At 64.1% G+C, this 13607-nt stretch carries 12 protein-coding genes; 4 read left to right on the forward strand and 8 right to left on the reverse strand.

Going from position 1 to position 13607, the window contains the following annotated elements:
• Positions 1-9 precede the first annotated feature (9 nt).
• Complete coding sequence (locus FJ959_RS07775) at positions 10-2250, forward strand: AGE family epimerase/isomerase (protein WP_140629368.1); 2241 nt, start codon at positions 10-12, stop codon at positions 2248-2250.
• 30 nt (positions 2251-2280) lie between these two features.
• Here FJ959_RS07775 and betB read toward each other — a convergent pair whose 3' ends face one another.
• From betB to betI, 5 genes are read right to left on the reverse strand one after another with little or no spacing between them, the layout of a single operon-like run.
• Complete coding sequence (gene betB, locus FJ959_RS07780; protein WP_140629370.1) at positions 2281-3744, reverse strand: betaine-aldehyde dehydrogenase; 1464 nt, start codon at positions 3742-3744, stop codon at positions 2281-2283.
• Between the two features lie 56 nt (positions 3745-3800).
• Positions 3801-5453 (reverse strand): choline dehydrogenase, encoded by a 1653-nt coding sequence (gene betA, locus FJ959_RS07785; protein WP_140494786.1) that lies wholly within the window; start codon positions 5451-5453, stop codon positions 3801-3803.
• A 3-nt stretch (positions 5454-5456) separates the two neighbouring features.
• Positions 5457-6464, reverse strand: a complete 1008-nt coding sequence (locus FJ959_RS07790; protein WP_140624497.1) for a threonine/serine dehydratase — start codon at positions 6462-6464, stop codon at positions 5457-5459.
• The gene (gene betC, locus FJ959_RS07795) at positions 6461-7990 is read right to left on the reverse strand and encodes a choline-sulfatase (protein WP_140629372.1); all 1530 of its coding nucleotides are present in this window, start codon (positions 7988-7990) and stop codon (positions 6461-6463) included. Before betC ends, FJ959_RS07790 begins: the two co-directional genes overlap by 4 nt.
• On the reverse strand, positions 7987-8577 hold the full coding sequence (gene betI, locus FJ959_RS07800; protein WP_140494780.1) for a transcriptional regulator BetI: 591 nt from the start codon (positions 8575-8577) through the stop codon (positions 7987-7989). The genes betC and betI overlap by 4 nt, the downstream gene beginning before the upstream one ends.
• Positions 8578-8765: 188 nt before the next feature.
• On the opposite strand from betI, the gene FJ959_RS07805 reads away from it, so the two are divergent.
• The gene (locus FJ959_RS07805; RefSeq protein ID WP_140629375.1) at positions 8766-9932 is read left to right on the forward strand and encodes an acetyl-CoA acetyltransferase; all 1167 of its coding nucleotides are present in this window, start codon (positions 8766-8768) and stop codon (positions 9930-9932) included.
• A 26-nt stretch (positions 9933-9958) separates the two neighbouring features.
• Positions 9959-10963 (forward strand): asparaginase, encoded by a 1005-nt coding sequence (locus FJ959_RS07810; protein WP_140517947.1) that lies wholly within the window; start codon positions 9959-9961, stop codon positions 10961-10963.
• A gap of 11 nt (positions 10964-10974) precedes the next feature.
• Here the strand turns inward: FJ959_RS07810 and FJ959_RS07815 are convergent, their stop codons facing one another.
• Entirely contained in the window at positions 10975-12351 is a 1377-nt protein-coding gene (locus tag FJ959_RS07815; RefSeq protein ID WP_140517948.1) for a TIGR03808 family TAT-translocated repetitive protein, read from the reverse strand.
• Positions 12352-12467: 116 nt separating this feature from the next.
• Here FJ959_RS07815 and greA point away from each other — a divergent pair, with 116 nt between their 5' ends.
• Positions 12468-12944 carry a transcription elongation factor GreA gene (greA, locus tag FJ959_RS07820; RefSeq protein ID WP_140494772.1) on the forward strand — a complete coding sequence of 159 codons (477 nt, stop codon included), beginning with the start codon at positions 12468-12470 and terminating at the stop codon, positions 12942-12944.
• Between the two features lie 9 nt (positions 12945-12953).
• Here the strand turns inward: greA and FJ959_RS07825 are convergent, their stop codons facing one another.
• Both FJ959_RS07825 and FJ959_RS07830 read right to left on the reverse strand, forming a co-directional pair.
• A complete protein-coding gene (locus tag FJ959_RS07825) occupies positions 12954-13343 on the reverse strand; it encodes a type II toxin-antitoxin system death-on-curing family toxin (RefSeq protein WP_140559427.1) in 390 nt (129 codons plus the stop codon).
• On the reverse strand, positions 13340-13561 hold the full coding sequence (locus FJ959_RS07830) for an AbrB/MazE/SpoVT family DNA-binding domain-containing protein (protein WP_140494768.1): 222 nt from the start codon (positions 13559-13561) through the stop codon (positions 13340-13342). The genes FJ959_RS07825 and FJ959_RS07830 overlap by 4 nt, the downstream gene beginning before the upstream one ends.
• Positions 13562-13607: the final 46 nt, after the last annotated feature.

Consider the following 13607-nt stretch of genomic DNA (forward strand, 5'->3'; position numbering starts at 1 on the left):
AAGGGCATCATGAGCCAGCGCATCGTCAGTTTCGTCATGAGCGGCGGCGTCGGCTCGCGGCTCTGGCCGCTGTCGCGCGAGGACAATCCCAAGCAGTTCCACGACCTTTCGGGCGACGGCTCGATGCTGGCAAAGACCTTGCGCCGGCTGGCGTCACGGCCCAGCGGCGATACGCCCATCTTCATGATCGCTTCCGAACGCCATGCCGAGCGCGTCCATGCCGATCTCGCCGGCATAAACCTTGCCGGCGGTGGGCCGCTGTTCGAACCTACCGGCCGCAACACCGCCGCGGCGGTGGCGCTGGCAAGCCTGCGCACGCTCGCCGAATTCGGTGACGAACTGGTGCTGGTGGTGCCGTCCGATCACGAGATTTCGACCGCGCGGCAATTCTGGCAGAGCGTCGAGGCGGGCACCGCCGCTGCCAGCGCCGGGCGGCTGGTGGTGTTCGGCCTCAAGCCGACACAGCCGGAGACCGGCTATGGCTACATCGAAGTCGCCGCCCAAAGAGCAGGCGTGTTCGATGTCTCGCGCTTCGTCGAAAAGCCGGACCTTGCCACCGCCCAGGCCTATCTCGAAGCCGGCAATTTCCACTGGAACACCGGCATCTTCCTGTTTCGCGCCGGCGCCATGCGCGATGCCTTCGCAGCTTTCGAGCCGAAGATCTGGCAGGCGACCGAAGCTGCCTACAAGGCTGCGATATCGGACCTTTCCGGCTTCTACATGCCGCTGGACCTCTACGGCGCCATTCCTTCGGTCTCGATCGACTATGCCATCATGGAGCGGGCAAAGGACATCGCCATGGTGCCGGCCAGCTTTCGCTGGAACGATCTCGGCTCCTGGCAATCGCTGCTCGAGGTCGGGCCTGCCGATGGCCAGGGCAATGTCATCGCCGGCGACGTCGTCGCCATCGATTGCGAGAATTCCTACATTCGCAGCGATGGCCGGCTGCTGTCGGCCATCGGCATGAGAGATGTCGCCATCGTCTCGACATCGGACGCTACCTTCGTCGCCCCGGTCAGCCATAGCCAGCACGTCAAGAAGATCGTCGAGCAGCTCGAAAAATCCGGCCGGCTGGAAACCCGTTTCACGCCTGCCCACGACCGGGTCATCGAAAGCGGCGCCTGGCGCCGTCGCGTCCACCACTGGCTGTTTCAGGAGACGCTTCCGCTGTGGTCGACATCAGGCGTCGACGAACGCTATGGCGGCTTCCACGAGGCGCTTGGCTTCGACGCCACGCCGCTGATGAAACCCAAGCGCATGCGCACGCAGGCCCGCCAAGTCTACGCCTTTGCGGTCGCCAAGCAACGCGGCTGGGACGGCCCGGCCGACCGGCTCATCGCCCACGGCATCGACTTCATGGCCGGAAGCGGCCGAACGGCAAGGGGCGGCTGGGTGGGCACCCTCGACATCGACGGTTCGGTCGCCGACCCGGTCGAGGACGCCTACGATCATTCCTGCGTGCTTCTGGCGCTGGCACATGCCCACATGTCGGGCCATCCGGATGCGCTGCGGCTCGGCGAGGAGACCTTCGCCTTCCTCGATGCCCATCTCGAGGATAGCCGCATGACCGGCTTTCTCGAAACCTCGGACGGGCAGGGCGAGCGGCGCTCCAATCCGCATATGCATTTTCTGGAAGCCTTCCTCGCCTGGCACGAAGCGACAGGCGAGCGCGCTTATCTGCGCCGCGCGGCACGCATCATCGACCTGTTCCGCAACCACTTCTTCGATCCCGAAAGCTGGACGCTGGGTGAATATTTCGACGCCGGCTGGAGGCCCGTGGCGGGCGAGAAGGGTACCTGGACCGAGCCCGGCCATCATTTCGAATGGGCCGCGCTGCTTGTCGATTTCGCCGCTCTTAGCGGCCAGGCCGAACTGAGTGGCTTCGCCAGGAAACTCTATGCCTCGGCCATCGCCAATGGCCTCAACCGCGCCACAGGCCTTGCCTATGGCGCCGTCTCCCGGCAGGGTCTGCCGCTGGACCTGGTCTCGCGTAGTTGGCCACAGGCCGAAGCGGTCAAGGCGGCGATTGCGTTGGACGGTTCTGGCGGACCCGATCTCAAGCCGGAGATCGAGGAACGCGTAGGCCGGCTGTTCCGCTGGCACATCGACCCGGCGCCGCTGGGTCTGTGGATCGACCGCGTCGACGAGCGCGGCCGCTCGCGGGCATCTGATGTGCCGGCCAGCATTTTCTACCATCTCGTCTGCGCGCTGACACAGTATCTGGATGGGACGGCGGAGAAGGGCGGCTGAGAAAGAGGCGCTGTCCCGACGACATTTTGCTCAATACGGGCTGGCCACATCCCCGGTCTCGACATAAACCGCCTTCAGCTGGGAATAATGCGCCAGCGCGGCCAGTGAATTTTCTCGCCCGATGCCTGACTGCTTGAAGCCGCCGAAGGGGATTTCGACCGGCGTCAGATTGTACGCGTTGATCCAGCACGTGCCGGCCTGCAGCTCGGCGATGACGCGGTGGGCGCGCGGCAGGTCGCGCGTGAAGACGCCGGCCGCGAGGCCGAACTCGGTGTCGTTGGCGCGCTCGACCACCTCGTCCTCGCCGTCGAATTTCAGCACGCTCATGACAGGCCCAAAGATTTCCTCGCGCGCGATGCGCATGCCGTCGGTCACGCCGGTGAACACCGTCGGCTCGACGAAGAAGCCGGCTTCGAAACCTTGCAGCGAGGGCACGTTGCCGCCGCAGGCGAGCGTGGCGCCTTCTTGCTTGCCGGCCGCGATGTAGGAGACGACCTTCTCCTGCTGTGCCTTGCTGACCAGCGGCCCCATCTGGGTTTCGGCATCGAGTGGGTCGCCGATGCGGATCTTCTTGGTTCGCTCGACGAGCCGGTCGACGAAGCGGTCATGGATGCCCTTCTGGACGAAGACGCGTGTGCCGTTGGAGCAGATCTGCCCCGTCGAATAGAAATTGCCGAGCATGGCGCCGCCGACGGCATTCTCGAGATCGGCGTCGTCGAAGACGATCAGCGGCGACTTGCCGCCGAGTTCCATCGTCGCGTGCTTCATCTTCGAGCCGGCGAGCGACAGCACCTTGCGGCCGGTCGGCACCGAACCGGTCACCGACACCTTGGCTACGACATCATGGCCGACGAGGCTGGCGCCGACATCCCTATAGCCTTGCACGACGTTGAACAGCCCGTCGGGCAGGCCTGCCTCGCTGTAGATCTCGGCCAGTGCCAATGCAGACAATGGCGTGGTTTCCGATGGTTTGAACACCATGGCGTTGCCCATGGCGAGCGCGGGCGCGGATTTCCAGCCGGCGATCTGGATCGGGTAGTTCCAGGCGCCTATGCCGACGCAAACTCCGAGCGCCTCACGCCGCGTGTAGGCGAAGGGCCCGCCCAGATCGACAGCCTCGCCATTGTAAGCTGCAACCGCGCCGCCGAAATATTCCAGGCAATCCGCGGCCGATGGCGCATCCGCCACCAGCGTTTCCTGAATCGCCTTACCGGTGTCGAGCGTCTCGAGGCGGGCAAGATCGGCGTTGCGGGCGCGCAAGATGTCGGCGGCGCGGCGCAGGATGCGGCCGCGCTCCACCGGCTTCAGCCGCGCCCAAGCCGGTTGCGCGGCACGCGCAGCCTCGATGGCGAGTTCCAGCACGTTCGGCGTCGCCGAGCGCAGCAGGGCGATGGTCTCGCCGGTTGCCGGATAGATGACCGGCAGTGGCGCGCCTTGCTCGTCGTCTATGTAGCGTCCGTTGACATAGTGCGATGCCGTTGGCTGGGCGCGCATGGGCTTCTCCAAATCGTCTTAGCGGCATGCCGATCGTGCGGTTGCACGATCATGCTCTATCTGTCGGACGCCTGCCAGCGGGGATTGATCCATGGTTCCTGGTTGGAAGGCGCCAGCGGCGTGCGGCCGAGAATGTGGTCGGAAGCCTTCTCGCCAGTCATGATCGACGGCGCGTTGAGGTTGCCGTTGGTGACGCGCGGGAAGATAGAGGAATCGGCTACCCGCAGGCCCTCGACGCCGATCACGCGGCATTCCGGATCGACGACGCTCGTGACCTCGTCGGCGCGGCCCATCCGGCAGGTGCCGCAGGGATGATAGGCGCTTTCGGCGTGATCCCTGATGAAGATGTCGAGGTCGTCGTCCGATTGCACGTGGCTGCCGGGCGAAATTTCCTGGCCGCGGAAGCCGTCGAAGGCCTTCTGGCCGAAAATCTCGCGCGTCAGCCTGATGCAGTGGCGGAACTCGCTCCAGTCGTCGGGATGCGACATGTAGTTGAAGTGGATCACCGGTTTCGAATTCGGATCCGGCGAGCGCAGCGTCACCGAGCCGCGCGACTTCGAGCGCATTGGCCCGACATGCGCCTGAAAACCATGCGACTTCGCCGCCGCCTTGCCGTCATAGCGCACCGCCGCCGGGATGAAGTGGTACTGGATATCAGGATAGTCGACGCCGGCGCGCGAGCGCACGAAGGCAGCCGCCTCGAAATGATTGGTGGCGCCAAGGCCGGTCTTGAAGAACAGCCACTGCGCCCCGATCATCGCCTTGGAGAACGGATTGAGCACCGAATTCAGCGTGATCGGCTTTGTCGATTCCTGCTGGATATAGAGTTCCAGATGGTCCTGCAGGTTGCGGCCGACGCCGGGTCTATCGGCTACCACCGCGATGCCGTTTTCCCTGAGATGCTCTGCAGGCCCGATTCCCGACAGCATCAGGATTTTCGGCGAGTTGATCGACGATGCCGCGACGATCACCTCACGTCGCGCCTTAACGACCTGAATCTGTTTGCGAGCTTCGATCTCGACGCCGATGGCGCGTTGATTCTCGATGATCACCCGTCGCGCAAAGCCCTTGACCAGGCTTACGTTTTTGCGCCTGAGCGCCGGCCTCAGATAGGCTGATGCCGCCGACCAGCGGCGGCCGCCGAAAATGGTCTGCTCCATCGGGCCGAACCCCTCTTGCCTGGAGCCGTTATAGTCGTCGGTCAGTTCGAAGCCGGCCTGGCGGCCCGCTTCGACGAAGGCGCCATAGAGCGGATTTTTCCGCGTGCCGCGTCGCACGTGCAGCGGCCCGCCATGGCCGCGCCAGCCGTCCTCGCCGCCATCCGCATCTTCCATGCGCTTGAAATAGGGAAGCACGTCTGCAAAACCCCAGCCGGCGGCTCCCTGTTCGGCCCAGTGGTCGAAGTCGCGGGCGTGGCCGCGCACATAGACCATGCCGTTGATCGAGGACGAGCCTCCGATCACCTTGCCGCGCGGCGTCGCCAGCACGCGGCCGCCGAGATGCGGCTCGGGCTCGCTGGCAAAACCCCAGTCGTAGAGGCTCATATTGAGCGGGATCGACAGCGCCGATGGCATCTGGATCAGCGGCCCGATATCGGAGCCGCCGAATTCGATAACGATGACCGAGTGCTTGCCATCCTCTGACAGGCGATAGGCCATGGCCGAGCCGGCGGAGCCGGAGCCGATGATGACGAAATCCGCTTCAAGCATTGTTCATATGCGCCCATCGTTCATATGCGTGATGAAATCGGCGAGCGAGACATTGCCGCCGGTAGCCACCACAAGGACGGTCTTGCCGGCCACATCCACCTTGCCGCCGAGCAGTGCCGCCAGCGAGGCAGCTCCGGACGGCTCAAGCACCAGCTTCATCCGCTCGAAGGCGATTTTCATTGCCCGCCGCACCAAGGCGTCGTCGACAGTGATGCCGCGAACGCCGGCGGTTCTGACCGCCGCGAACGGCGCGTCGCCGGGCCGCCGCGACATCAGCCCGTCACAGATCGAATTCGGGGCGAGCGGCATGGTCTCGATGCTGCCATGCGCCAGCGAGGCGCCCATGCCGTTGAAACCTTCGGGCTCGACGCCGATGATTTCTGTGGCCGGCGACAGGTAGTGGAAAGCGAGCGAAACGCCGCCGATCAGGCCGCCGCCGCCGACCGAGCAGAACAGCACGTCCGCCTTCGCGCCCTTGGCAGAAAGCTGCTCCAGCGCCTCCAGCCCGGCACCTGCCTGGCCGGCCACGATTTCCGGATCGTCGAAGGGATGCAGCAATGTCAGCCCTTCGGTCTCGGCGATCTCGCGCGCCTTGGCGGCGGCGACTTCCTCACGCGCGCGCTCGCCGTGATCGGTAAGCACCACGCGCGCGCCGTAGCCTGCTGTGGCGTCGCGCTTGGCGGCCGGCGCGTCGATCGGCATGACGATGGTGACGGGAATGCCGAGCGCCTGGCCCGCAGCCGCCAGTCCTTGCGCAAAATTGCCGGAAGAATAAGCGACGACGCCCTTCTTGGTTTCGTCGGGCGACAGCCGCTTCAGCCGCCAATAGGCGCCCCGAACCTTGAACGATCCCGCCCATTGCAGCGATTCCGCCTTGACGAAGACGCGAGCGGCGCCGGTTTCCCTGGCGAGCGCCGCCGATTCCAGCAGCGGCGTGATCTGCGTCGCCTTGGCGGTGACCGCATAGGCTTGCTTCAGGTGGTCGAGTGAGGGGACAAGCGTAGTCATCATTCGCCTCGAGGATACCGCTTGCTCTCCTCGAGAGTGTCGAGGTTCATGTGGTTGCGCATGTAGCGCTCGGACGCTTTCTGCAGCGGCTGGAAATCCCAGGGGTAGTAGGCGCCGTTGCGCAGCGCCCGATAGACGACCCAGCGGCGCGCCTGGCTTTCGCGCACCGCAGCGTCGAAAGCGGCCATGTCCCAGCGCGCCCGCACCTTGTCCATGAACGCCGCGACCAGCGGTTCGTTGGCCGGATCGGCCGCGAGGTTTTCCCGCTCCAGCGGATCGGATTGGAGATCGAACAGTTGCGGCGCATCGAGCTCGCAATGGACGAACTTGTATCGGCCCTCGCGGATAGCTACCAGAGGCGCGTATGAACCCTCAGCCGCATATTCCATCAGCACAGGCGCGCTGCGCCGCTCACCGTCGATCAGAGGCAGCAGCGATTGGCCATCGGTCCATGGCGAGACGGCATCGATGTCGATGCCAGCGAGTTCGCAAAGCGTCGGCGTCACGTCGAGATTGGAAACCGGCGCTTCGATCAGCCCGGCCGCAACGCCCCTGCCGGCAATCATCAGCGGCACCCGCGCCGAGCCCTCGAAGAAGCTCATCTTGAACCACAGGCCGCGCTCGCCGAGCATGTCGCCATGGTCGGAGCAGAACAGGATGGTGGTGTCGTCAAGCATGCGCGTTCGCTTGAGGACGTCCAGGAGCTCGCCGAGCTTGTCGTCGACATAGGAAATATTGGCGAAATAGCCACGCCGCGAACGGCGCACCTGCTCAGGGGTGATCTGGAACGACGGATAATCGCTGGCGACATACAGCCGCTGCGAATGCGTATCCTGTTCGTCATACGCAATGAAATTGGTTTCCGGGTCGAGCGCCTGGCAATTTTCGTAGAGATCCCAGTACTGCTTGCGCGCGACATAGGGGTCGTGCGGATGTGACAGCGAAACGGTCAGGCACCAGGGCCGGCGCTCCTCATCATCCTGCTCCCGCGAAAGCTGGTAGAGCTTCTGCGTGGCGAGGAACACGACCTCGTCGTCATATTCCATCTGGTTGGTGGTTTCCGCAATGCCGGCCCCGGTCACCGAACCCAGATTGTGATACCACCAGTCGATGCGCTCGCCGGGCTTACGATAATCCGGCGTCCAACCGAAATCGGCGGGGTAGATGTCCGTGGTCAGCCGTTCCTCGAAGCCGTGCAACTGGTCCGGCCCGACGAAGTGCATCTTGCCCGACAGGCAAGTATGGTAGCCGGCGGCGCGCAGATGATGAGCGAAGGTCGGGATCGACGAGGCGAACTCGGCGGCGTTGTCATAGACTCCGGTGCGCGACGGCAACTGGCCGCTCATGAACGAGGCACGGCCCGGCGCACAGAGCGGCGAGCCGGTGTAATTGTTGCGGAAGCGCGCCGAGCGGGCGGCCAACGTCTTCAGATGCGGCGCGTGCAGGAAGTCAGCCGGCCCGTCCGGAAAGAAAGTTCCGTTGAGCTGATCGACCATGACGATCAGGAAGTTAGGGTGCTTGCGTGTCACTGCGTCTGCCGTCCGCTGAGTTTCGTTTCGAGATAGTCCTCGACCAATGCGATCGCGGTCGCGGCATCGGGCACGCCGTCCTTGAGCGCGCGCCTGATATAGAGCCCGTCGATCATCGCCGCCGTCGCTTCGGCGACGCGGTCGGCCTCGGCTCGGGACAGGATGCCGGCCAGCCCGCTCATCAGGTTCGAATGCAGCCGCCGCGCATAAATCCTGAGCAGCCGGCGCAGCGCAGCCGATTTCTGCGCCTCGACATAGAAGGCGAGCCAGGCGGCGATCGTTTCGGCACGGAACTGGATCTCGGAGAAGTTGACGGCCACGACCGCCGAGACGCGTTCGCGTGGGGAACCGGTGGATTGAAGCGCGCGCCGCATGTCTGTGGTCAGTTCGGCCAGGATATGCCGCATCGTCGCGAACAGCAGCTCATCCTTGACGCCGAAATAGTGATGGGCCAGCGCCGACGACACGCCGGCGCGCCCGGCGATCTCCGACATCGTCACGTCAAGCGAGCCGCGCTCGCCGATCGCCGAGATCGTCGCGTCGATGAGCGCTTTGCGGCGCAGTGGCTCCATTCCGACTTTCGGCATGCTGTTCCCATTGTTTCGGTGAAGATTATTTTTTATTGACGGGTCAATCAACAAAAATTCAGCCCAAACAACAACCGATTGTCGGCTCTGGCTCATCCCGCGGACTGGAAAACGGTTCATTATTGAACAATATTGAGTGCTCAGGCCGCGATATGACGTGTTAGGATCCGCGGCAAATGGAGGTTGCCATGACCGCATGCATCGTTGGCTGGGCGCATTCGCGCTTCGGCAAGCTTGAAGGCGAAACATTGGAGAGCCTGATCGTCAAAGTGGCAACCGAGGCGCTCGACCATGCCGGCATTGGCCCGGACGACGTCGACGAGATTGTGCTCGGACATTTCAACGCCGGCTTTTCCGCGCAGGATTTCACCGCCAGCCTTGTCCTCCAGGCCGACGACCGGCTGCGCTTCAAGCCGGCGACGCGCGTCGAGAACGCCTGCGCCACCGGTTCGGCCGCTGTCCGGCAAGGCGCCCGCGCCATCGATGCCAATGCCGCCCGCATCGTGCTGGTGGTCGGCGCCGAGCAGATGACGACGACGCCCGGCCCCGAGATCGGCAGGAACCTGCTGAAAGCCTCCTATTTGCCCGAGGATGGCGACACACCGGCCGGCTTTGCCGGCGTCTTCGGCAAGATCGCACAAGCCTATTTCCAGCGCTATGGCGACCAGTCGGATGCGCTTGCCATGATCGCCGCCAAGAACCACAAGAACGGCGTCGACAATCCCTATGCGCAAATGCGTAAGGATTTCGGCTACGAGTTCTGCCGCCAGGAGAGCGAGAAGAACCCCTTCGTCGCTGGCCCGCTGAAGCGCACCGACTGCTCGCTGGTCTCCGACGGTGCCGCCGCTCTCGTCCTCACCGACACAGCGACGGCACTGAAGATGCGCCGCGCCGTCACCTTCCGCGCCAATGAGCACGTGCAGGATTTCCTGCCGATGTCGAAGCGCGACATCCTGACTTTCGAAGGCTGCGAGCAGGCCTGGAGCCGGGCGCTCAGGAATGCCGGCGTGACGCTTGATGATCTCTCCTTCGTCGAGACGCATGACTGCTTCACCATCGCCGAATTGATCGAATATGAAGCCATGGGCCTGGCGAAGCCTGGGGAGGGCGCGAGGCTGGCGCTGGACGGCACGACCGCAAAGGACGGGCGGCTGCCGGTCAACCCGTCCGGCGGCCTGAAGGCGAAGGGTCATCCGATCGGCGCCACCGGCGTGTCGATGCATGTGCTGAGCGCCATGCAGCTCGTCGGTGAGGCCGGCGGCATCCAGGTGCCCAACGCCAAGCTTGGCGGCATCTTCAACATGGGCGGCGCGGCGGTCGCCAACTACGTTTCCATTCTCGATCGGATTCGGTAAAAGCGACCCGCATCCGCGGGGGCAACATGACAAATCCGGTTCTGATCGAAGTTCTGCGTGGCGCCATCGTCGAGAGCGCGCACCGAGGCGCGGTCGCGGTTTTCGACGCCGATGGCAAGCCGGTTCTCGAGATCGGCGACACATCGAGGCCGGTGTTTCCGCGCTCCGCGGTCAAGGCGATCCAGGCGCTGCCGCTGGTCGAAAGCGGTGCTGCCGATGCCTACGGCTTCGGTAACCGCGAACTGGCGCTGGCCTGCGCCTCTCATTCGGGCGAACCGGCCCACGTCGAACTGGCGCGGTCGATGCTCGCGAGGGCCGGGCTGGACGGGTCGGCGCTTGAATGCGGCGCGCATTGGCCGTCGAGCCATGACGCGACGATCGCACTCGCCCGCGCCGGCGGATCCCCGAACGCCCTGCACAACAATTGCTCCGGCAAGCATTCCGGCTTTCTTTGCACCTGCGTCCATTCAGGCATCGAGCCTCACGGCTATGTCAGGGCGGATCACGCCTTGCAGGAGATGGTGCGCGATGCCATGCAGGCGGTGACGGGAGCTCGCCACGGCGCCGACGAGCGCGCGACCGACGGCTGTTCGATCCCGACCTACGCGGTGCCGCTCAGGAGTTTTGCGCTTGGCTTTGCCCGCATGGTGACCGGCAGGGGCTTCGCGCCCGAGCGCGCCAGGGCGGCAAAGCGATTGTTGTCGGCTTGCATGGCCGAGCCGTTCTTCGTCGCCGGCACAGGCCGCGCCGATCTCGCGCTGATGCAGGCGGCGCCTGGCCGAATATTTGCGAAGGGCGGCGCCGAAGGGGTCCATTGCGCGGCGCTTCCCGAGCTTGGCCTCGGCATCGCACTCAAATGCGATGATGGTGCCGGCCGGGCCGCCGAATCCATGGTGGCCGCAATCATCGCCCGACTGCTGCGCGCGGACGAGGTTTTGGCGGCGAAGCTGCTCGAAATGGCGAATGCACCCATCGAAAGCCGGATAGGCGCCAAGGTCGGTGCGCTCAGGCCGACGGCGGCACTGGCCTGAGCCGGACGCTCTCAACTGACATGATTGCGCTCGACGGTCAGATGCGGAAAGCCGGTGTCGGCTGACGCGGCGAGATCGCCCGTGGCCGGGTCGGCCCAGCGCTGCCCGACAATGGCGCCATTGCGTGCGCCGTCGATGACATTGTCGGAGATGATGGCGGTTCCGGCACCGTCGACCACGCTGACGACGATGCCGGTGCCCGCTTTGCGGATGATGTTGCCGGTGGCCACGACGTTGCGCAGATACGGTCCCCAGCCGATCGACATGCCGTAGAGCGGCGCATTCTCGATGACGTTGTTGGACACGGTGGTGTCGGCCTCGACGCCGATGCCGACGCCGAATCCCGGCGGGTCGGCGGGGTAGGGGCCTGATGTCGACAGGTTGCGCACGATGTTGCCCGAGCAAACACCCATGCGTCCGCCTTCGTTGAAATTGACGATCGAGATGCCGTTGGCGGCACCATCGACGATGTTGTTGCTGATAACGGCGCCCTCGAACGAGAATTCGGAATAGACCGCCGTTTCGCCGGAACGCATGCAAGTGTTGCCCGATACTTGCAGATTGCTGGCGCTGTTGGCGCGGATGGCGGAGAATGCACAGTCCGAAACAATATTGCCGGAGACGATCACGTTGGCGGCGCGGAAGGCATTGATGCCATTGCCGTTCTGGCCAGTGCCGCCGCCGCGCGCCGCGATGCGTTCGACCCGGTTGCCGGTGACGATGGTGCCGTCCTCCGCCGCTTGCCAGCGGTGCACGAGGATGCCGCCATTGGCGCAGTCGGAGACGGTGTTGCCTGTGATCGCCAGCCCTGCGGCCTCGACCGAATAGATGCCGGCGTCCGCCGCTCCGGATATTTCCGTGCGCTCGACCCGGCCCGCCGCGTGCTCGAGCGCCAGCCCGTTCTTGCCGCTGCCGGTTATCTGGCAATTATCGACGATGAGATGCGCCACGCGGCGCAGATCGAGCAGTCCTTGCGCGTAGTCGCCCATCGAGCGGTTTGAGCCGTCGAGGACCAGGCCGCTGAGCTCGATGTGATCGGCTTGTTCGGCCATGAACAGGTGGCCGTCGCCACCATAGACGATGCGCGTTGCGCCAGGCACGCCGGTAAGGCGCACCCGGCCGGGCAGCGTCAGGTTGGACACGACATAGGTGCCGGGCTGCAGGAAAACCGGCATGTCGCGATCGCTGGCCTCGCGCAGCAGCTTGGCGAAAGCCTTGCTCTGATCGTCAAAGGTGCCGGGTTGCACGCCAAGCTCGGTGGCGTTGATCGATCCGCGCATCGAGGCTTTCTCGACGCCGGGCAAGCTCGCGGCGGCTGCCTTGCCCAGCGAAAGCCCGAACACGGCAAAACCGGCTGTCCGGACAAGCAGCTTGCGTCTGTTCAACATCGGCACAGGTCCTGGCTTTTGCCCATCTAGTGGCAGGATTCGTGCCAGTCAGGCACCTGCGTCCCCGGCGAGGGCAATGACTTGTGAAGTCGTGAGGGCGGGCATAAGTTCAAGGAATGAGCAGAGCCTTTACCCGCGAGGAAGACAGCGAAAACGCCATCGCAGGCGTCGGCGAACGGCCGATCAGTCAACACCGCAACCTGGTGACGGAGCGTGGCCTGGCAATGATCGACGAGAATCTGGCCGATCTGCGCGACATATTGGCCAAAGCCGAGCGGCGGGGAGACCGCGAGCGCATCGCACTGGTATCTCGCGACCTGCGCTATTGGACCGCGCGGCGCGAAAGTGCCGAGCTTTCGGTGCCCGAGCCCGGGAGCGACGTCATCCGCTTCGGCATGGGCGCCACGCTCGAAGCCGACGACGGCAAGAAGGTGCACTGGAAGATCGTCGGCGAGGACGAGGCTGATCCATCGAAAGGCAGCATTTCCCATGTATCGCCAATGGCGATTGCTTTGTTTGGCAAGAAGGTCGGCGATGTCGCCACCGTCAATGGCAAGGAATGGGAAATCGTCAAGCTGAGCGCGGGCGGCTGAACCCCAACATCAGTCCTCGGTCTTCACGAGGTGGTCGCGAAAAAATGCGGCGGCACCCGCTTCATCGATCTCGCCGGCGGCGATAGCCATCACGAATTCATAAAGCGTGCCGTTGTCCGCCGTCAGGACCTGACCGTTGACGATCAGGAAGGCGCCGGCGGCGACAATAGCCGTGCGTTTGTTGCCGTCGACAAAGGCATGATTTCTGGCAATGCCGAAGACATAGGCTGCTGCAAGATCTGCAATCGACGGAGTGCCGTAATTAGCCTTGTTCTCGGCCCGGGCCAGTGCCGATTCAAGTGCATTTTCATCCCGCAAACCTTGTGCGCCGCCATGCCGGCGCAATTGTTCGGCATGCATCGCCTCCACCGCGCGGCGCGACAGGAACTCCCAGTTCATTCGGCGAGCTTCTGAAGCGCGACCTTGTACTTGTCCATGACCTTGCGAGCAGCTTCCATCTGCCGCTCGAAACTATCGTCGACCGGTTTGAGGACGATGTCCTTGTCTGTTTCGAGAACCTGAAGCTGATCACCGGCTTTGAGATTCAGGCGGTCGAGTAGCTCCTTGGGCAGGATCACACCTTCGGAATTGCCGATCTTGCGAATGGTGGTGTTCATGCTGGATTGCTCCTGTTGCAACGTCAATTATAACTCGACCGCCGCA

The sequence above is a fragment of the Mesorhizobium sp. B2-2-4 genome, from assembly GCF_006442375.1.
Classification (GTDB): Bacteria; Pseudomonadota; Alphaproteobacteria; order Rhizobiales; family Rhizobiaceae; genus Mesorhizobium.

Coding starts and splice junctions, on each gene's coding strand:
- FJ959_RS07805 (WP_140629375.1), top strand. CDS start 8,766: ATGACCGCATGCATCGTTGGCTGGGCGCATTCGCGCTTCGGCAAGCTT.
- FJ959_RS07825 (WP_140559427.1), bottom strand. CDS start 13,343: ATGAACTGGGAGTTCCTGTCGCGCCGCGCGGTGGAGGCGATGCATGCC.
- FJ959_RS07810 (WP_140517947.1), top strand. CDS start 9,959: ATGACAAATCCGGTTCTGATCGAAGTTCTGCGTGGCGCCATCGTCGAG.
- FJ959_RS07830 (WP_140494768.1), bottom strand. CDS start 13,561: ATGAACACCACCATTCGCAAGATCGGCAATTCCGAAGGTGTGATCCTG.
- betB (WP_140629370.1), bottom strand. CDS start 3,744: ATGCGCGCCCAGCCAACGGCATCGCACTATGTCAACGGACGCTACATA.
- FJ959_RS07790 (WP_140624497.1), bottom strand. CDS start 6,464: ATGATGACTACGCTTGTCCCCTCACTCGACCACCTGAAGCAAGCCTAT.
- FJ959_RS07815 (WP_140517948.1), bottom strand. CDS start 12,351: ATGTTGAACAGACGCAAGCTGCTTGTCCGGACAGCCGGTTTTGCCGTG.
- greA (WP_140494772.1), top strand. CDS start 12,468: ATGAGCAGAGCCTTTACCCGCGAGGAAGACAGCGAAAACGCCATCGCA.
- betA (WP_140494786.1), bottom strand. CDS start 5,453: ATGCTTGAAGCGGATTTCGTCATCATCGGCTCCGGCTCCGCCGGCTCG.
- betI (WP_140494780.1), bottom strand. CDS start 8,577: ATGCCGAAAGTCGGAATGGAGCCACTGCGCCGCAAAGCGCTCATCGAC.
- FJ959_RS07775 (WP_140629368.1), top strand. CDS start 10: ATGAGCCAGCGCATCGTCAGTTTCGTCATGAGCGGCGGCGTCGGCTCG.